Source organism: Marinobacter sp., assembly GCF_041686475.1.
Lineage (GTDB): Bacteria > Pseudomonadota > Gammaproteobacteria > Pseudomonadales > Oleiphilaceae > Marinobacter.
Genome location: NZ_JAWLDU010000002.1, coordinates 89,120 through 107,955, shown reverse-complemented (window position 1 = coordinate 107,955; position 18,836 = coordinate 89,120). Strand labels below are relative to the sequence as shown.

Genomic DNA, 18,836 nt, shown 5'->3' with positions numbered 1-18,836 from the left:
CGACGACGCCGGCCGCGAGCGCGCCTGGCGCAAGGCCATCGCCGAGAGCGATGGCCTCGGCGACGAATTCATGGAACTGGTGGAGTCCGGCCGCCTGAAAGACGTACTACGGCCTTTGAACGGGAAGCGCTAATGTTTGGTGCGGCCCCTCACCGCCACTCTCCCAGGCACGCAGGCTGGTTGGCCTGACTGGAGGCTAAGCCGGGGCAGCCTCGCGTTCCGGTAGCCAGAAGACCAGGAACGCCGCCATGGCCACCAGACCTGAAGAAATCCACAGGCAGGCTTCCAGCCCGTAAACCTGATAGACCCAGCCAGACAGGATAGTGCCCAGCAGGCGGCCGGCGGCGTTGGACATGTAGTAGAAGCCCACGTCCAGAGACACGCCGTCTCCCCGCGCAAAGCTGACAATCAGGTAGCTGTGCAGGGACGAATTGATGGCGAACAGTACACCAAATAGCAAAAGCCCGCCGATGATCGCCAGCTTGGGGGCAATACCCGCCATGAGCGCGAGGGCGATGAGTGCCGGGATGGCTGCCAGCGCGGCTGCCCAGCCGGCGGCAGCGCCTCTTGCCGGCATGGTGTTCTGGCGGCTTCCGGTCAGCCTTGGGGCAATTGTCTGGATGAAGCCGTAGCCGATGATCCAGGTGGCCATGAAGCCGCCGACTTTCCAGAAGTCCCAGCCGAACACCGTATGCAGGTACACCGGCAACGCCACCACAAACCAGACATCCCGGGCACCGAACAGAAACAGGCGGGCGGCGGAGAGCACGTTGATGGCGCGGCTCTTGGACAGGATGTCGGTGAATTTAGGTTTTGCCTTGCTCTTGCCCAGTTCCTGCTTGAGCAGGAACAGACTGCTCAGCCATACCAGCAACAGGGCGGCACCCATGATCAGCACCGCCCCGGTAAAGCCCGCGGACATCAGCAAGACGCCGCCGAGGAAAAAGCCGACGCCCTTGAGCGTGTTCTTGGAACCGGTGAGGATAGCCACCCACTTGTAGAGCTGGCCCTGCTGATCATCGGGGACCAGAAGCTTGATGCCGCTTTTGGCGGACATCTTGTTGAGGTCCTTGGCGATACCCGACATGGCCTGTGCCGCCATCACCCAGGGTACCGTCAGCATGGCCGCCGGCACTGCCAACATGCCGAGGGCGATGATTTGTAGCAGCAGTCCCAGGTTCATGGTGCGGTTCAGGCCCATGCGGGCGCCCAGGTAGCCGCCCACCAGGTTGGTTACCACGCCGAAAAATTCATAGAACACGAACAGCAGCGCGATTTCCAGGGGCGAGTAGCCAAGCTGGTGGAAGTGCAGCACCACCAGCATACGCAGGGCGCCATCAGTGAGAGTAAACGCCCAGTAATTGCCGGTGATGACCAGGTACTGGCGGACAGCCGGTGTCATTCTCAGGCGGCCCCCACCCTGCGTACCAGTTCAGCGGTGCGGTTGGCATAACCCCATTCGTTGTCGTACCAGGCGTAGAGCTTCACCTGGGTGCCGTTGACCACCATGGTTGAAAGCGCGTCGATAATTGAGGAGCGGGGATCGGTTTTGTAGTCGATGGACACCAGCGGGCGTTCTTCATACCCCAGGATGCCTTTCAGTTCACCTTCCGCAGCTTCTTTCAGCAGCGCGTTGACGGTATCCCGGTCAGTAGCGGTGTTCACTTCGAATACACAGTCCGTCAATGAGGCGTTGGTAAGCGGCACCCGCACCGCGTGTCCGTCCAGGCGGCCTTTCAGTTCCGGAAAGATCTCTATAATGGCCGTAGCGGACCCGGTAGTGGTAGGGATCAGCGAGCTGCCGCAGGCCCGGGCCCGGCGCAGGTCCTTATGGGGTGCGTCGATAATGGTCTGTGTGTTGGTCAGGCTGTGGATGGTGGTGATGGAACCATGCCTGATGCCCAGTTTCTCATGAATCACTTTCACCACCGGTGCCAGGCAGTTGGTGGTGCAGGAGGCTGCAGTGACGATGCGATCCGTGGCGGGGTCGAAGATGTCATCGTTGACGCCCACCACGATATTCTTGGCGCCCTTTTCCTTCACCGGGGCCGAAACCACAACGCGTTTCACCCCTTGATCCAGGTAGGCCTGGAGTACATCCAGTTTTTTCATCTTGCCACTGGCTTCAATGATCACATCGCAGCCGGACCAGTCCGTCTCGGCGATGGTCTTGTTGGCGGTTACCCGAATGGCTTTGCCATTGATCACCAGATCCCCGTCTTCTGCCGTTGCGTCCCGGTCCCATTTGCCGTGAATACTGTCAAACGTCAGCAAATGGGCCAGGGTGGTGGCATCCGCGCCGGGGTCATTGATGGCAACGAACTCCACCTCCGGCCAGTCATAGGCAGCGCGCAGTGCCAGTCTGCCAATACGTCCAAATCCGTTGATTCCTACTTTTATCGCGCTCATGGTGGGCTCCTTCCGTTATTTTCCAGCGTTGAGGGCAGCCGCCGGAAACCAGTGGCGGGTGCGATTGGCAAAAGCGACCAGGGAAAGCATCACCGGTACTTCCACAAGTACCCCTACAACCGTTGCCAGGGCCGCTCCCGAGGTTAATCCGAACAGGCTGATGGCCACGGCTACCGCCAGCTCAAAGAAATTGGACGTGCCGATCAGCCCGGCTGGTGCAGCTACGTTGTGGGGCAGAGCCATCTTCTTGGCGGCGAAGTAGGCGATGAAAAAGATCCCGTAGCTCTGGATCAGCAGCGGGACGGCAATCAGGCCGATGGCGTAGGGATTGTCCAGAATCCGGTCGGCCTGGAGGCCGAACAGCAGGGTGACCGTTGCCAGCAGGCCCATAACGGTGGTTGGCTTGCTGTGGTGCAGCCAGTTTTCCAGCCTTTGTTCGCCCTGGCGCAACAGCCATCTGCGGGTAATCACGCCGGCAATCAGCGGGGCCACCACGTACAGCAATATCGAGAGCAGCAGGGTTTCCCAGGGTACAGTAATATCGGATAGTCCCAGCAGGAACGCGGCAATCGGAGCGAACGCAAAGATCATGATGATGTCATTGATGGACACCTGAACCAGGGTGTAAGCGGAATCTCCTTTTGTGAGCTGGCTCCAGACGAACACCATGGCGGTGCAGGGGGCCACGCCCAGGAGAATCATGCCCGCTATGTATTCCGTCGCGGTGGCGGGGTCCACCAGGTCGGCAAACAGCACCTTGAAAAACAGCCAGCCCAGGGCCGCCATGGTGAAGGGCTTGACCAGCCAGTTGATGATCAATGTCAGCACCAGGCCCTGGGGCTTGCGGCCCACATTTTTGATGGCGGTGAAATCCACCTGGACCATCATCGGGTAGATCATCGCCCAGATGAATACCGCCACCACCAGGTTGACGTGGGCATAGGTCAACGCGGCTACAGATTCATACAACCCGGGCATCAGATGCCCGCTGATGATGCCAAGAATGATAGCCAGGGCCACCCAGACACTCAGAAAACGTTCAAACAATCCCATCAGGCGCAATCCATTCTTGCCGGTCGATCCGGCATTGCGGCCAGTCGCTGGTTGAAAGGCCGCAGGAAATCGGGGTTATTGCTGGCGGTATCCTGCAGCAGTTTCAGGATCCAGGCCGGCAATAACGGATGCAGACGATAATACACCCACTGCCCGCGGCGCTCGTCTTCCAGCAGCCCCTGTTCCCGCAGTTGCGCCAGGTAACGGCTGATGCTGGGCTGGGAGGCGTCAAGCGCTTCGGTCAGTTCGCAGACGCATAACTCCTCTTCCTGCCGGATCATCAACATGATCGCCAGCCGGTTTTCATCCCCAAGGGCTTTGAAAACGGTGACAGGAGGATAGTGGGCCGCGCGGCCGACGGCTTTCTGGTGAACCATCACAAACAGGCTGATGCGCTCCCGCAATTCCTTCATTACCAGCGCAAAGGCGGCAGGTCGATTGGTGGGAACCGGGTCGGGAAAGTCCCAGGCGATGCGTTGCGCCGGTTCACAGACAGCCTGGCATTCCTGGGCCGCCTTGTCGCATAGCGTGATGACGTAATCCCAGTGTTCATCAAGCAGGGTGCTGAGGGGCTTGCTGCGAAGACCGTTGGTATCCATGCCGGCGTTGCTGATGCATTCCAGTGCCAGCGGGTGGGGATTTTCCGGGTGCGTGCCCGCGCTGGCCACATCGAACTGATCGCCGGCCATATCGCGGAGTATGGCTTCCGCCATCAGTGATCTTGCGCTGTTCGCCGTGCAGAGGAAAAGCACTTTTCGCTTGTCAGGCATGCCGCTCACCACATATTCATAAGTGTGCATATAACGATATGTGAATATCCTGTCCACTGCAAGCGGCAAAAGCCTGTTTGTTGACTATACTGTCCCCGAGTATCCAGAAACCTGACAGGTGTATCCGATGAGTGATGAAAAACCGATAGTAGCGAGTTCCACACCGTATTCCGTGTCGGTGGAGGCAGGTAAAAACTATGTCTGGTGCGCCTGTGGCCGCAGCGATAACCAGCCATTTTGCGATGGTTCCCATAAGGGAACCGGGTTCACGCCGGTTAAATTCACCGCCGAGAAGGATGAGCGGGCATGGTTCTGCGGCTGCAAACAAACCGGAACACCGCCGCTGTGCGATGGCACCCATAAAACCCTCAGCCAGGACACCTGATTGCCGGGCTACCCGGGGGGCACAACCACAGTCCCTCGATGGCCTGACTCAGGACCGCGCCTGGCGGGCCGAGCCGTAGACCAGCAGAAAGACGAAAAACGCGGTAACGACAACCGACGGTCCAGCCGGTGTGTCAAAGTGCCAGGACAGTGACAGGCCACCGGTGACGGCAATGAAACCGAAAACCATGGCCAGCCCCACCATATGCTCGGGATTGTTTGCCAGACGCCGGGCAGTGGCGGCGGGAATAATCAGCAATGCCGTTATCAGCAGTACGCCGACTATTTTCATGGCAACAGCGATCACTATGGAAAACATCAGCATCAGCACTAGCCGCAGGCGCTCCACCGGCACACCTTCAACACGTGCCAGCTCTTCATGAATCGTGCTCATCAGCAGGCCCCGCCAGAGCACGGTCAGTAACCCCAGAATCAGTGCGGCACCGCCGTAGATCCAGAGCAGGTCGTGGCGGCTCATGGCCAGCAGATCCCCGAACAGCAGGCCGGTCAGGTCCACCCGGACATCGGGCATAAAGCTCAGGGTCACCAGGCCGATGGCCAGGGCACTGTGGGCCAGAATCCCCAGCAGGGTGTCAGTGGCCAGAGTCTTGCTGCGGGAAAACAGGACCAGGGCCACGGCCAGCACCACGCAGGTGATAATCACGCCCAGGTTGATGGGCACACTGATGAGAAAACTCAGGGCAATCCCGAGCAACGCGGAGTGGGCCAGGGTATCGCCGAAGTACGCCATTCGACGCCACACCACGAAACAGCCCAGCGGGCCGGCCACCAGGGCTACACCCAGGCCACCAATCAGCGCGCGCCAGAAAAAATCGCCGAGCACGGCATCAATGATGGGCATGGGAGCATCCCCCGTGGGCATCATCGTGCTCTTCGGAGACCACGTTGCCGTGCAGGTCGTGGCTGTGGTTGTGGTGGTGATGGTAGACCGCCAGGCTTTCCGCTACCGGGCGCCCGAAGGTTTCAATGAAGGCCGGGTCGTGGGAGATATCCGCAGGATAGCCACTGCAGCATACGTGCTGGTTCAGGCAGATAACCTTGTCGGTGGCAGCCATCACCAGGTGAAGATCGTGGGAGATCATGATCACGCCGCAGTGGAGCTCGTCCCTCAGGCTTCTGATCAGGTCGTAGAGCGCTGCCTGGCCGTTTATGTCCACGCCCTGTGCGGGCTCGTCCAGTACCAGCAGGTCCGGCCTGCGAGCCAGTGCTCGGGCCAGCAGCAGCCGCTGCTTTTCGCCGCCTGACAGGTGGTGGACCGAGGCACCAAACAGGTGGTCCACACCGGTCTTCTTCAACGCACCCAGGCATTCCTGTTGCGAGCGGCCGCTGAGCAGCATGAAGCGCTTCACGCTGATCGGCAGCGTTGTCTCCAGGGTCAGGTGCTGGGGTACGTAACCGATGGTCAGACCAGGGGTCATGGTCAGGGATCCGTCGGAGATGTCCTGAATCCCCAGAATTGCCTTGATCAGTGTGGTCTTGCCGGCACCGTTGGGGCCGATAATGGTGATGATGTCACCTCGCCGGACACGCAGGTCCACGTGGTCAACCACGGGCCGTTCATCAAACCTGACCGTTACCTGTTTCAGCTCTACCAGGGCGTTATCCGTCATGGCCGGGTTCCGAGACACAGCGGGGGCAATGGCCTGCCACTTCGATGGTTACATCGTCCGGCCGGAAAGATTCCTCCGCGGCTGCCCGGGTTACGGCACTGGCCACACCCGGTGCCGTCAGTTCCAGTACATTGCCGCAGCTGCGGCAGATCAGGAACATTCCGTTATGGCTTTCACCGGCATGCGTGCAGCCGATAAAGGCGTTGAGGGAGGAAATCCGGTGTACCAGTCCGTGCTGCTGGAGGAAATCAAGGGCGCGATAGACGGTTGGCGGTGCGGCATTGTGGCCATCTTCTGCCAGTACTGCCAGCACATCATAGGCGCCAAGTGGCTTGTGGGACTGCCAGATCAGCTCCAGTACCCGCTCGCGAGTTGGCGTCAGACGAGCGTTATGCTGCTGACAGATTGTTCTGGCATCAGCCAGAGCCCGGGCAACACAGGCGTCGTGATTGTGGGGGCGATAGGGAAGAGCACTGGGAGGCATGGGCACTGTCCTGCGAAATTTGCAATATTATAACATTAGCAAAAAACAGTGCCACGTCTGCGTTGGATACTACAGGTATGCCCCTGCTATCGGGAGGCTTCCAGAGCCAGCGATTCAAGGTAGCCGAGGTCGGGGATGATGGCGGTCTCGCCCTCGACTTCCACGATCATCAGGTCCGCAGGGCCGGTATTGCCGTCAACTTTCTTTACCTGGTCTTCCGTCAGGCGTGTCTGGCTGGGAATACCCTGGGTGATCAGGGCCATGAACGGCACCGAGTTGTGGTGGTCGCCAATGGTGTTGAGTACCACAATGCGTCCGCGATTACCGCCGGGTACCGTAAGCTTGTCGCCGTTGGCTGCGTCGTAGGAAATAACAGGCAGGTTCAAACCACGCCATTCCAGTTTCCCTACGAGCCACTCCGGTGTGTTGGCCGCCGGATCCGAGCTGGCGAAATCCACCACTTCCGCAATGGAAACGTTGGGTAACAGCAGTTGTTTTCCGCTCATGGGGATCATTACGCAGGGCAGGGTTTGGCTGTTGTCGTTCATTACTCATTTCCTCAGGCGGAATCCCGTTTTTGCCGGCCCTTGAGCAGGCAGGATTCTTCAATCGTTTTGACGAGCTCTCGGGCCAGCTGTTCCGGCGTGCCACAGAACACGGAACAGCCGGTGGCTGCCACGGAGTCGGGCATCGAACTGTTGCCACAGCTGTTACTTTCCTGTACCCAGATGCGGCTGCCATAGGCTTTCAGCAAAGGCGCAGCAATGGCGCCATCGTTGCCCATACCGGAAAACACGATGGCGTGGCAACGGGCTCCGTAATGGTCACCAATGTTCAGCAGCACCTGGTCAATGGACGGGCCATAGGGACCTGGCCAGGGTGTGCCCCTCTGCAGCAGTGCACCGCTGTTGTCGAGGGTCCATTCGTACTCCACCGGCATCAGGATAACGTCACCGTTGTGGATACGATACCCGTTTTCCGCCGGTTTCAGCTGGTAATGGGCATGGCGTCCCAGTACGCGAGTCAGCACCTCGGTGAAGTTGTTGTCGATGTGCTGGGCGTAGACGAACCCGACCGGTAATCCCGGTGGCAGGTTGTCGAGAAAGGCCTTGACCGCTGCAGGGCCGCCCAATGAAGCGCCCAGAATCCAGACATCTTCAGCTGGCAGGCCTGCCGAGGCAGGGGGGATCCATTGCGGCAGTGCGGGCGACGCCGTTGTTTGCGGCTGCTCGTTGGCCAGTTCCTCGATCTCAGCGGCGGAGTCCAGCTTTTCCAGGTGACCGAGGCATTGCTCCAGCTTGTCCAGCAACCGGCGTTCCCAGCGGAAGTATTCGGTAGTGCCGGGTTTGGGGGCCGGATCCAGCCCGAACAGCACCGGGGCTTCGGTATTCTCCAGAAGATGATCAAACAGGACCGGATGATCGGCCTCATCTTCCAGGGTAATCAACCACAGACTGGCTTCCGGAAACTCGGGGTAACCCTGAAGTCGATCCGGGTCACCGGAAAAGCAGACGTCGAGGCCGAACCTGGACGTGGCTTCCTGCAACCGGTGGCGTTGCAGGACGATGTCCGAGACGATGCCGACCGCTGGCCTTCCTGGCTGACCGGTCATCACTGATTCCCAGTCAGCCGCGTGATGGTGTCAAGCAGCTCGGTCTCCTGGAAGGGTTTGCCGAGGTATTCGTTGACACCTATGGCCAGCGCCCGTTCACGGTGTTTTTCACCGGTACGGGAGGTGATCATGCAGATCGGCATATCCTTGAGATTGTCATCATGGCGCACAAAGCTGGCCACTTCGAAACCGTCCATGCGGGGCATCTCGATGTCCAGCAGCATGATGTCCGGTTTATGATCCTGCAGTTGTGCCACCGCATCCAGGCCGTCTTTGGCGGTGATGACTTCCATGCCGTTACGTTCCAGCAGGCGCGAGGTTACCTTGCGCACGGTGACCGAGTCGTCCACCACCATAACCACGGTTGCCTGTTCCTCGCGGCGTGATGCTTCTTTCGCCTTTTCAAGGTTGGCAATGCGTTGGCGCTCTGACAGGATATCGGAACGGATCATCGCTGGCAGGTCAAGAATCACCACCACGTTACCGTCACCGAGAATGGTGGCACCAGAGACACCCCGAACCGTGCTGAACTGCGGGCCAAGGGACTTGACCACGATCTCGCGGCTACCCATCAGGCTGTCCACCTGCAGGGCCATGGGCTGTTCGGCACCGCGCACCAGTATCACTGGCAAAGGCAGGGCCTGGCCCTGCAGCTTGGGATGGTGATCACTGTTGAGCAGGCTGCCCAGGTACTGCAGGCGGTACTCCTGGCCGGCGTATTCGTACAGGGGTGCTTCCGGCTTGTAGTACTCCTCCAGCTCGTAGGTGCTGACCCGTACGATACCTTCGATGGTGTTCAGCGGGATAGCGTAGAAATCCTCACCCGTGGACACCATCAGCGCACGGTTGACCGATACCGTGAACGGCAGACGAACGGTGAAGACCGTGCCCTTGCCGATGGTGGAGTCAATGTCCAGGCTGCCGCCGAGCTGTTTGATCTCGCTGGCCACCACGTCCATGCCCACGCCGCGGCCGGAAATCTGGGTAACCTGCTGGGCGGTCGAGAAGCCCGGCTGCAGGATGAACTGCAGGATTTCGCGCTCGCTGAGGTCCTCGTCCGCGGACATCATGCCCTGGCGAACAGCCTTGTCGCGAATGACCTGCGCCGGAATGCCGGCGCCGTCGTCGATCATTCGCAGTACCACATCGCCGCCTTCACGAGTCAGCGACAGGGTAACCTCACCGGTTTCCGGCTTGCCGGCTTTCTTGCGATCTGCCGGGTCCTCGATGCCATGGTCCAGCGCGTTACGTAGCATGTGTTCAAGCGGTGCGATCATGCGCTCGAGAATATTGCGGTCCATTTCCCCTTCCGGGTTACGGACATCAAACTCGACCTTCTTGCTGAGCTCGCCGCTGATCTGGCGAACGATCCGGCGCAGCCTTGGCACCATGGACGCAAACGGAATCATCCGGGTCTTCATCAGACCTTCCTGGAGCTCCGTGTTGATCCGCGACTGCTGTACCAGCAGGGTCTCAGTGTCACGCACCCGGTCGGACAGGGTTTCCCGCAGGTCCGCAAGGTCAGAGGAGGATTCCGTCAGTGCCCGCGACAGCTGCTGGATGGCGGAATAGCGGTCCATTTCCAGCGGATCGAAGTCGTCGCCGTAGTCCGGACCATGCTCTTTCTCGGCACGGAACAGAATCTGGGTTTCGGTCTCGATTTCCATCCGGCGCAACTGTTCACGCAGACGCTCGATGGTCGCAGCCATCTCGTCGAGGTTGTGGCTGAAGTCGCTGGTCTGCTGCTCCAGGCGGCCACGGGTGATACTGGTTTCACCGGCCAGGTTGACCAGCTCGTCCAGCAGTGGCGCCGATACCCGGATGGTTTCCTGTGGCGCTCGCTGGGCGGCAGCGGCTTTTGCAGGCGGCCTGGATGGCGATTTGTTGGGCTTGGGTGCCGGCGCGACCGGTTTTTCTGGCTCGGCAGGCTTTTCTGCTGCTGGCTCGGGCACCTCTGGTGTTTTCACTTCCGGTTTGGCGGGTTCTGGAGCCTCGCCGGGATTTTCAAACCGGTTCTGGATATCGGCGACCAGCGCCACAATGCGATCGTGGCCTTCAGTTATCGCAAGCCAGGCATCATCGTCCGGGGTGTTGCCACCCAGATCGATCAACCGCGTTTCCAGGGCGTGAGCCTTGTCGCCCAGTTCGCTTAGCTGGGACAGCCTTGCACCACCTTTGAGGGTATGCAGGGCACGCTGGGCTTCCTGGTTGAAGTGGTTGTTGGCCGGGTCTTTGCGCCAGTCGTCCAGCAGTTGCTCCAGCTGATCCAGAATCTCGCCCGCTTCTTCGAGGAAGATTTCCAGCACTTCGGCATCAACAGAATCTGCTTCGCTGGATGTTTCGGCAGTTGCGGCGTCCTGGGAGAGTTCTTCGCCAGAGGCCTTGTGGGCATCCTTCAAGGCTTCAACAAGTGGCCTGTCAGCCTCCGGCTTGCTGCCGTCTTCCAGGTTGGCGAGCATGGACCGCAACGAGACATGAGCTGTCTCGCTGAGTTCAAGCAGGGTGGACTGGTTGCTGGCGCCGGCAATCAGCGGATCCAGGGCGTCCGACCAGGCTTCTGAGAGATCGGCAATCGTGTCAACGTCAGACAGGCGCGCGCCACCTTTGAGGGTGTGTAGCTCCTGTTGGAGCTGGGTGACACCGGCCAGCTCATCCGGCTCGTCACGCCACTGGGCCAGACATTCGCCAATTGCTTCGTGGATTTCCAGGCCTTCATCAAGGAAGATGCCGACCAGATCATCCTCCGACGCCTGCGGAATTGCATCCGCGGTTTTGCCGGACAGAATCGCTTTTACCTGCTCAACCAGCTCCGTTGCCGGCGGACACGGCTTCTGCGTGGCAACCTGTTCTACCATCTGCGCAAGCCTGTCGTGGCAGGCGAACAGCAGCTCGTTCATGTCATCACTGGCGCTGAGCTGTCCCTCGGCCACTTTCTCGAACAGGTCTTCAAGGACATGGGTGAGATCGCCAATGGCATCGACACCGGCCATGCGGGCACCGCCTTTCAGCGTGTGCACGTCGCGCTGCAGCTCTGCGGCCACTTCACGGTTGGAGGTGTCTTCACTCCAGGTATGCAGGGCACTGCCAGTGGAATTGATCAGGTCATAGGCTTCTTCCAGGAAGATGCCAATAAGCTCGGGATCAAGGTGGGATAGGTCGGTGCCATGTTCCTCTTCAACCTCGTCTCCTGGTGTGCCTGCCTGGATTTCCGGCTCTGTAATGTCGTCTTCATCCAGCTCAGCCAGCGGAAGGTCTCCAGCCTCTTCGGAATCAGCACTATGCTGGTTCACGTCCGTTATCGGGCGAGAGCCAGTAGCGCCGTCCATGTAAGCGTGGATCTCACTGATTAGGTCCGGTGCCGGCCGTGGCTGTTCGTTCTGCTCCAGTGCGTCCACCATGCCCGCCAGGCGATCGTGGCAGCGGAACAGCAGATCGGACAGTTCACCGGTAACCGCCAGCCGCTGCTCGGTAAGACCCTCGAAGAGGTTTTCCAGTTCGTGGGACAGATCACCGATCGACCGGATGTCAGCGAGGCGTGCGCCGCCCTTGAGGGTGTGCAGGTCGCGCTGAAGGAGCCGCAGAAGGTCCAGGTTTCCGGTACTGTCGCTCCAGCTCTGCAGGGCGTCGGCGGTGCTGTCGATCAGGTCTCGGGCTTCTTCCAGGAAGATCTCGGCCAGTTCCTGGTCCATATCCTCATCGGCTTCGGCCAGTGGTGGCAGTTCTTCGCCCTCTTCGGGTGTCTCCTCCGTGTCGAGGTCAAAGCTGCGGTCGATTTCCTCGAGATCACCGGTGAACTCCTGCTCGAAGGCGTCCGGTTCATCTGCGGACGCCGCTTCGGACCCTTTCACTGCGAGCTCGTCCAGGCTGGTAATCAGTTCATCACCGCTTTCAGTGGCAAGACCGGCCGCCACCTGGTCCATCATGTTGATCAGGTGCTCGTGGCCTGCGCGGATGGTATCGAAGAACGACGGATCCGGCAGAAACTCCGGTCTTGCGGCGCGCTCATAGACATTGGCAAGCGCGCCAGACATGTCGGCAACGTCTGCGAGGCCTGCCTGTTGCGCTCCGTCCGTGAGCTGCTGCAACTCTGCCCGCAGGGTGTCCAGGGCAGAGGTCTGTTCAGGATTGTCTGCCCACTCGTCCAGAATCCGGTCGGCATCCAGCAGGATATCCAGGCCTTCGTTGAGGAAGAGCTGTACCAGCTGTGGCCGGTTGTCATCTTCCTGCTCGTCATCGTCTGAATGAGCGCTGCGCAGCGTGTCATTACTGACCTGTTCGAGTTTCTGCAGGAAGGCTCCGGTGCCGGGAAGATCGCCCTGGGGGTTTTCCCGGAGCTGGCTCAGCCCCCGGGTCAGGAAGTGACAGGCATCGTCGATCAGGCCGACGACCTCCTGGTCTGCCCGCCTGTTCTGGGCACGGGCTTCCTTCACAAATCGTTCAAGGGGAGTGATAACAGCGGCGATCGGGCCGATACCGGCAGTATGTGCGCTGCCTTTGAGAGTGTGAAGGGCGCGGGAAAGATCGTCGGTGTATGCGACACTTGCCTTGTCACCGGCTGAGTGCAGGAATTCCTGCAGGGTTTGCAGGTGGGTTTCGGTTTCGCTCTCGAAGATATCCAGCAATACCGGGTCGACGGCGGCATCTTCGTCGTCTCCGGTATTACGTGGTTCAACGGTCGGCTCTTCATCAGTGAGCGCCGGTGGCTCCGAAGGCGGCATAGTGCTGGCGTCGGGAATCTCGCCGTTGGCGAGTGCCGTGGCCCGGGCTTCCAGAGCCGAGGTATCGAGGGACGGAGCGCGCCGCTTCTCGAAGTCTTCCACCAGTTCAGGGAGGACAGACGTCACTTCTTCCAGAAGACCGGCGATGTCATCGTTCATGAAAATGCTGCCGTCGATGACGCGGTTCAGCATGTTTTCGACGGACCATGCCAGCTCGCCGACAATCAGTGCCCCGACCATGCGGCCACTGCCCTTGAGGGTGTGGAAGGCACGCCGGACTTCAGACAGCGCGGTTCGGTCATCGTGCTGACGCAGGAGCATGGGCAGGAATTCACGGATGGTATCCAGGACCTCGCCAGCTTCCTCGATAAAGATCTCGAGAATCTCATCGTCGATGAGATCGTCTTCGGAACCCTCTTCCGCCGCAGTTTGTGCCGCGTCGGCCGCAAATTCGGACTGCGTTTCAGCTTCGGGGCCGTCGCTGTCGGATTCTGCCGGGGGCTCTTCAACAGCGCTGTCAGTGTCTGTCTTGCGGGTGGTGGACATGGCTTCTGCGCGCCCGATGAGCTCTGCCACTTCACCGTCAGACTGGCCACTGCGGAAATCATTGATCAGCCCGGGAATGCGACTGATAACGTCGTCAATCAGGTTGAACATATCGTCGTTGGGACGGAGTGTCTGATCAATCACCCGGTTAAGCAGGTTTTCCACCGACCAGGCCAGCTCGCCGATGCTGGTGGCCCCCACGAGCCGGCCGCTACCCTTGAGGGTATGGAATGCACGGCGAACTTCGGTCAACGCGTCACGGTCGTCATGGTTCTGACGCAGGCGGGGGTAGCACTCGTTGATGGTTTCCAGAACTTCTTCGGCTTCTTCAACAAATATGCCGAGTATCTCATCATCCAGAAGTTCTTCGTCCGACTCCTTGGATTCAACCGCACCTGACTCTGTGGGCACTTCCGTATCAACAACGGGAACGTCTTCTTCCGACGGATGCCGCCATGTAGGTTCCTGGCCAATCGGGAAGCCCAGAGAGCTGAGACTGGCTTCGGCTACACTGAGAACGCTGTCGTTGTCCTCGATGCCTTCGGCAAGCCGCTCCAGGTAGTACTCGATGCTGGTGATGGCATCGGCCAGGGTGTCCAGCTGTTTCCAGTCAGGAACCTGTTTGCCGCCGAGCAGAACATCAGTGACATAGCGCTCCGCGGAGGCCAGCATGTCGGCAACACGGTCCAGTGGAATCAGGCTCAGGCCGCCGCGGATGCTATGAAGCAGCTCCGGTACATGTTCGATCTCGCCGGTTTCCCACTGGGACGCAATGAAATTGACGATAGCCGTCTTGACCTGCTCAAGGGTGTTGCGGGATTCCCTCAGCAAAGCGCCACTGGCTTCACCCAGTTCCCTCGAGCCCATATTGACCGACTGCTGGTCATTATTGGCCTGTTCGCTTTCGGATGGCCGGTCGCTGTCCAGGCCGGCCAGGCTGGCTTCCACGTAAAGCAGGGCGCCAGCAATGTCCATCAGGGTGCCGTCATCCACTGCTTCGGACTGGGCGGAAAGCTTTTCCACCAGTTCGAGCTGCTCGGTAACGACCTTGCGGGGTATCCCCAGACCCAGTACGGCAAGGGTGTTGGCCACCTGGCGCAGGCCGGGCAGCAGGTCTTCCAGCTCATCGTTCTGGCGCAGTTCGGAGCGGACGAAAAGATCCAGCTGGTCCTTGAGCTTGGCCAGTTCCTCATTAAGGGCGCTGACCACGGAATGGATAGCATCGCGGCCGGGACCGGACACCCGTGTCTTGGCAGCGTCTACGTCATCGTCGGAGGGCAGGGCGTCCTCAAGCCGGTAGCTCTCGCGCAGCTCCTGAACCAGCGGCGTATCCAGTTCCCGGGCACGGGCAACGTAATAGAGCAGGTGTTTGAGGAGGGCCTCGGGTACCTGTTGTTGCAGGATATCCACATGCTCGTCTGTCAGGCGGCGGATTTCCGCATCCAGTTCACGCAACAGAGACGTGACGGCAGTATTGACCGGGTTAACGTGTTGTTGAAGGGTTTCCACGAAGGCGCCGGCCGCTTTCCAGAGCTCACCCCTGGGGGTTTTCTGGCATAAGCGGATCAGCCGCTGGATAACCTTCTGCATGTAGTCAAAATGAGCATCCAGGTCGGCCTCGCGAACCACGCCGGCGAGGGCGAACTGGAACATCTGGCGGAGCTTGCGGATATGGCCGAGAACTTTCGGATCCTGCAGGCGCTGGGACACGTTGGTTGCGGCGGCAATCTTCGAGGGTGCCAGGTCAGGTTTGAACAGTGAGGTGTCAGACAGCAGTGATTCGCCCCGCGCCGCGCGGAGATCGTTTAGCAGTGGCAGCAGCACCATCGGAAAATCATCCTTGCTGCTGGCCAGATGTTCCAGGTACTGGGGAAGCTGCAGGATAGCCTGCATCAATACTTCCACCGCATCGTCCACATTGGCGACGGTTTCGTTCAGGACGGCCTGGGTGAGCTTCTCCATTTCCTCGGTCAGCAGGGCTGCGCCGTAAAGCTCAACCATCTGCAGGGTACCGTGAACCTGATGGAGATAGTTCAGGCAGAAGCGCAGGCGCGCGGTGTCGTCTCGATTCTCGACATACGCTTCCAGTGCTTGCTGACCCTGGGTCAGCGTGTCCTGTATTTCGCCACGAACCCAGTCCAGGGCGATGCTGTCATGGTGATTGCCCATAACCACTCCGGTTATTCTTCGTCAGGCTGGCGTTTGATCCACGCCAGCACATGTTCCGAGGGTACCCTCTGTAAGCCAGGGGGCTGCCAGTCGGTCAGCTCTCCCTGGCCCATGACCAGCAACCCCCCGGGCGCCAGCCGCTCTGCAAGCCGTTTTACGATTTCCCGCCGGCGCCAGCGCCGGAAATAAATCAGCAGATTCTGGCAGAAGATAATGTTCATTCCGTGCATGGGAGCATGTTTCAGGTCCAGCACATTCAGCCGTGTGAAACACACCCGCTCCCGGATGCTTTTTACAATCTCAACGTTGTTCCGCTCTGCTGACCGGAAATACCGGGCCTTCATGGTTTCATCCATTCCTATCAGCTTGCGCGCACTGAAAAGGCCGGACTGGGCCTTGTCGATGACGGGTTTGCTGATATCGGAGCCGGTCACCCCGAACAGTGGCTGTAGCGACAGCCCTTCCATGCACTCATTCAGCACCATTGCCAGCGTGTAGGGCTCCTCGCCGGTGGAGCAACCCACACTCCAGGCTTCCAGGGGGCGCTTTTTCAGCGCCTCGCGGGGCCGGGTAAGCACATAGTCAGACACCAGCTGAAAGGCATCCGGGTCCCGGAAAAACCGGGTTTCCTGCACTGTCAGGCGGTCCACCAGGGTGGACCATTCCATAATGGCATCCGGGCCGGATACGATCTGCTCGTAGTAGGCCTGGTAACTGCTGCATCCGATTTCCCGCATGCGGATCCCGAGATTGGTTTCGAGAAACGATTTGCGGCCGGAAGACAGGGTGATGCCGGTACGGTGCTCAAGCAGTGTCTGCCATTGGCTGAACTGCGCCTCATTCATATCCGGAAGTCGGCGCAGTGACCAGATGCCGTCGGCAGGTGACAGATGGGTGCGTGTTTCAGCCATAAACTGTCAGCAGCCTCGGAGCGATAATCAGCTCACCACCGGAACGTCGCTGTCTTCCTCTTCTTCCTGTTCGGCCGACTCTTCCTCGGGCAGTGTGAAGCCCGCAACAGAAGACCGCAGTTCAGACGCCATCTCTGCCAGGTTACCGATGGACTTCGCAGTCGCGTTGGTACCGGAAGAGGTCTGCGAGGTGATTTCCTGGATAACGTTCATGGTGTTGGAAATGTGTGCCGCCGACGACGACTGCTGGCGTGCGGCGTTGGAAATGTTCTGGATCAGTTCCGCCAGGGACATGGATACGTTCTCGATTTCCTCGAGCGCAATACCCGCGTCCTGTGCCAGGCGTGCACCACGGACCACCTCGGCGGTGGTGTGCTCCATGGAGATAACCGCTTCGTTGGTGTCCGACTGGATCGTCTTGACCAGAGCTTCAATCTGCTTTGTGGCCGCAGAGGAACGTTCCGCCAGGCGCTGAACTTCGTCCGCAACGACCGCGAAGCCCCGGCCCGCGTCACCGGCCATGGAGGCCTGGATCGCTGCGTTCAGGGACAGGATGTTGGTCTGGTCGGCGATGTCGTTGATCAGCGATACGATGTCACCGATCTCCTGGGAAGATTCACCCAGACGCTTGATCCGTTTGGAGGTCTCCTGGATCTGCTCACGGATGTTGTCCATGCCGCGGATGGTGTTCTGTACCACTTCCGCGCCTTTCTTCGCGATCGCAACCGACCGCTCGGCAACCGCGGAGGATTCCGCAGCGTTGGAAGATACCTGGTCGATGGAAACGGCCATCTCGTTGACCGCGGCAGAGGCGCCGGCAATTTCCTGGGCCTGGTGTTCTGACGCATCGGCCAGGTGCATGGCCGTGGCCTGGGTTTCCTGGGCGGCTGACGCTACCCGTACCGCTGTGCCACGAATCGCCTGTACCAGCCCGCGCATCTGGTCGATCGCGTAGTTGATGGAGTCGGCGATGGCACCGGTGAAGTCCTCGGTTACCGTGGCCTCGGTGGTCAGGTCACCATCCGCCAGGTCAGCCAGTTCGTCCAGCAGTCGCAGGATCGCGTTCTGGTTCTGTTCGTTCTGCTCCTGGGTCGTCGCCAGACGCTCCTGGGCTTCGCGGTAGAGAACCACACCGATCATCACAACGATACCTACCATGGCCGCCAGAATGATAAAGGCGAGGGTCGGGCTGATGAGGCGGGAGCCGGCCTGCCCGGTAAATCCTTCGGCAAGTACCGAAATCTCGTCCAGCAGCACCTGGGAGTTAGAGAAGATGTCGCTGGCGGCAGTACGCACCTTGAAGAGGTCGGGAGAGGCTTCAAGGATTGCGTCTACGTTCTGGGATACGAATTCAAACAGTTCGCCAACAACCTCAAGGCCGTAGATGGCATCCTCGTCGTTAACCTGCGAGATGCCCATGGCCGGGTTGCCGTTCACCTGGCCGTCAAGGACACGGCCAAACAGGCTGGCATCACGGCCGAAACGGTCCGCGGCAATAACGGCGTCTTCATCACCAGACAGTACGTTGTTGACCGACCGTACGATCCGCTCTGCCAGCAGTGACTGGCGCTGGGCCAGGGCGATCTGCTCGGCAGGCGCGTCGTTATCAAGCAGGATCTGGACGATGTCGTCGTATTCCACCTGCAGCTGCGGAATGGTTTCGTTCAGGGTGCGGGCAACTTCGTGGAGGCCGAGTACGGCATCCTGGGTGGAGAGGATGCTGTCTGCGTTGTCCCGTACTTCGTTCCAGGTTGCCTGGACATCGCTGTCCTGGGCCATCTGGCTTGGGGGCAGGCCGGTGTCGGGGTTGCCATCAACCACATAACCCCAGAGGCGCTCGAATTCGTCACGGGAACGTCGCAGAGCGTCGAAGGCCGAGGCTGTGCCGCCTGCTGCTTCCGTCGCGTTTTTTGCAATTTCCTGTGACAGTACCCGCAGCTCCGAGGCGTGGGCGATGTATGCCTGGTCGTTTTGGCTGTCCTTGTTGATTATGAACAGCACTGCAACGAGCAGGACGGTCAATGCGATCAGTGCGGCGATCAGGCCGGCAACCAGCTTGTTGCCCCCCTGTCCCATACTGAGTCTTCCGGCTCTATTTTTCATTTTCTGGCTCCCGGCCTCTTCGTAATATTGGCAAGTTTGTTTCTGC

Annotated in this window: 13 protein-coding genes and 1 pseudogene; 2 read left to right on the top strand and 12 right to left on the bottom strand. The window is 59.7% G+C overall.

All coding sequences use genetic code 11. From position 1 onward, the window contains the following. A pseudogene (locus ACESMB_RS01195) lies at positions 1-133 on the top strand (patatin-like phospholipase family protein); the annotation flags it as partial. A gap of 63 nt (positions 134-196) precedes the next feature. On the opposite strand, the gene arsJ reads toward ACESMB_RS01195, so the two are convergent. The 4 genes from arsJ to ACESMB_RS01175 are packed head-to-tail and all read right to left on the bottom strand — an operon-like array spanning position 197 to position 4,232. After that, positions 197-1,402, bottom strand: a complete 1,206-nt coding sequence (gene arsJ, locus ACESMB_RS01190) for an organoarsenical effux MFS transporter ArsJ (RefSeq protein ID WP_372925681.1) — start codon at positions 1,400-1,402, stop codon at positions 197-199. Positions 1,403-1,404: 2 nt separating this feature from the next. Beyond that, entirely contained in the window at positions 1,405-2,409 is a 1,005-nt protein-coding gene (locus tag ACESMB_RS01185; RefSeq protein ID WP_372925682.1) for an ArsJ-associated glyceraldehyde-3-phosphate dehydrogenase, read from the bottom strand. 15 nt (positions 2,410-2,424) lie between these two features. Further along, entirely contained in the window at positions 2,425-3,462 is a 1,038-nt protein-coding gene (gene arsB / locus ACESMB_RS01180) for an ACR3 family arsenite efflux transporter (protein WP_372925683.1), read from the bottom strand. After that, positions 3,462-4,232 (bottom strand): metalloregulator ArsR/SmtB family transcription factor, encoded by a 771-nt coding sequence (locus tag ACESMB_RS01175; protein WP_372925684.1) that lies wholly within the window; start codon positions 4,230-4,232, stop codon positions 3,462-3,464. The genes arsB and ACESMB_RS01175 overlap by 1 nt, the downstream gene beginning before the upstream one ends. A gap of 127 nt (positions 4,233-4,359) precedes the next feature. Between ACESMB_RS01175 and ACESMB_RS01170 the strand changes: the two genes are divergently transcribed. Beyond that, a complete protein-coding gene (locus ACESMB_RS01170) occupies positions 4,360-4,617 on the top strand; it encodes a CDGSH iron-sulfur domain-containing protein (protein ID WP_372925685.1) in 258 nt (85 codons plus the stop codon). A gap of 48 nt (positions 4,618-4,665) precedes the next feature. Here the strand turns inward: ACESMB_RS01170 and znuB are convergent, their stop codons facing one another. From znuB to ACESMB_RS01130, 8 genes are all read right to left on the bottom strand, one after another. Beyond that, complete coding sequence (znuB, locus tag ACESMB_RS01165) at positions 4,666-5,478, bottom strand: zinc ABC transporter permease subunit ZnuB (protein ID WP_372925686.1); 813 nt, start codon at positions 5,476-5,478, stop codon at positions 4,666-4,668. Further along, the gene (znuC, locus tag ACESMB_RS01160) at positions 5,465-6,247 is read right to left on the bottom strand and encodes a zinc ABC transporter ATP-binding protein ZnuC (protein ID WP_372925687.1); all 783 of its coding nucleotides are present in this window, start codon (positions 6,245-6,247) and stop codon (positions 5,465-5,467) included. Before znuC ends, znuB begins: the two co-directional genes overlap by 14 nt. Beyond that, a complete protein-coding gene (locus ACESMB_RS01155) occupies positions 6,237-6,731 on the bottom strand; it encodes a Fur family transcriptional regulator (protein WP_372925688.1) in 495 nt (164 codons plus the stop codon). The genes znuC and ACESMB_RS01155 overlap by 11 nt, the downstream gene beginning before the upstream one ends. Positions 6,732-6,817: 86 nt before the next feature. Next, entirely contained in the window at positions 6,818-7,279 is a 462-nt protein-coding gene (locus tag ACESMB_RS01150; protein WP_372925689.1) for a chemotaxis protein CheW, read from the bottom strand. Between the two features lie 11 nt (positions 7,280-7,290). Further along, a complete protein-coding gene (locus tag ACESMB_RS01145; protein ID WP_372925690.1) occupies positions 7,291-8,343 on the bottom strand; it encodes a chemotaxis protein CheB in 1,053 nt (350 codons plus the stop codon). Next, positions 8,343-15,776 (bottom strand): Hpt domain-containing protein, encoded by a 7,434-nt coding sequence (locus ACESMB_RS01140; RefSeq protein ID WP_372970748.1) that lies wholly within the window; start codon positions 15,774-15,776, stop codon positions 8,343-8,345. The genes ACESMB_RS01145 and ACESMB_RS01140 overlap by 1 nt, the downstream gene beginning before the upstream one ends. Before the next feature lie 11 nt (positions 15,777-15,787). Further along, positions 15,788-16,687 (bottom strand): CheR family methyltransferase, encoded by a 900-nt coding sequence (locus ACESMB_RS01135; protein WP_372925692.1) that lies wholly within the window; start codon positions 16,685-16,687, stop codon positions 15,788-15,790. Between the two features lie 27 nt (positions 16,688-16,714). Next, positions 16,715-18,790, bottom strand: coding sequence for a methyl-accepting chemotaxis protein (locus ACESMB_RS01130; RefSeq protein ID WP_372970747.1), 2,076 nt, complete (start codon positions 18,788-18,790; stop codon positions 16,715-16,717). Positions 18,791-18,836 lie beyond the last annotated feature (46 nt).

What these genes read in the sequence shown, in the direction of transcription:
- arsJ (WP_372925681.1), bottom strand. Translation starts at nt 1,402, where the DNA reads ATGACACCGGCTGTCCGCCAGTACCTGGTCATCACCGGCAATTACTGG.
- ACESMB_RS01185 (WP_372925682.1), bottom strand. Translation starts at nt 2,409, where the DNA reads ATGAGCGCGATAAAAGTAGGAATCAACGGATTTGGACGTATTGGCAGA.
- arsB (WP_372925683.1), bottom strand. Translation starts at nt 3,462, where the DNA reads ATGGGATTGTTTGAACGTTTTCTGAGTGTCTGGGTGGCCCTGGCTATC.
- ACESMB_RS01175 (WP_372925684.1), bottom strand. Translation starts at nt 4,232, where the DNA reads ATGCCTGACAAGCGAAAAGTGCTTTTCCTCTGCACGGCGAACAGCGCA.
- ACESMB_RS01170 (WP_372925685.1), top strand. Translation starts at nt 4,360, where the DNA reads ATGAGTGATGAAAAACCGATAGTAGCGAGTTCCACACCGTATTCCGTG.
- znuB (WP_372925686.1), bottom strand. Translation starts at nt 5,478, where the DNA reads ATGCCCATCATTGATGCCGTGCTCGGCGATTTTTTCTGGCGCGCGCTG.
- znuC (WP_372925687.1), bottom strand. Translation starts at nt 6,247, where the DNA reads ATGACGGATAACGCCCTGGTAGAGCTGAAACAGGTAACGGTCAGGTTT.
- ACESMB_RS01155 (WP_372925688.1), bottom strand. Translation starts at nt 6,731, where the DNA reads ATGCCTCCCAGTGCTCTTCCCTATCGCCCCCACAATCACGACGCCTGT.
- ACESMB_RS01150 (WP_372925689.1), bottom strand. Translation starts at nt 7,279, where the DNA reads ATGAACGACAACAGCCAAACCCTGCCCTGCGTAATGATCCCCATGAGC.
- ACESMB_RS01145 (WP_372925690.1), bottom strand. Translation starts at nt 8,343, where the DNA reads ATGACCGGTCAGCCAGGAAGGCCAGCGGTCGGCATCGTCTCGGACATC.
- ACESMB_RS01140 (WP_372970748.1), bottom strand. Translation starts at nt 15,776, where the DNA reads ATGGGCAATCACCATGACAGCATCGCCCTGGACTGGGTTCGTGGCGAA.
- ACESMB_RS01135 (WP_372925692.1), bottom strand. Translation starts at nt 16,687, where the DNA reads ATGGCTGAAACACGCACCCATCTGTCACCTGCCGACGGCATCTGGTCA.
- ACESMB_RS01130 (WP_372970747.1), bottom strand. Translation starts at nt 18,790, where the DNA reads ATGAAAAATAGAGCCGGAAGACTCAGTATGGGACAGGGGGGCAACAAG.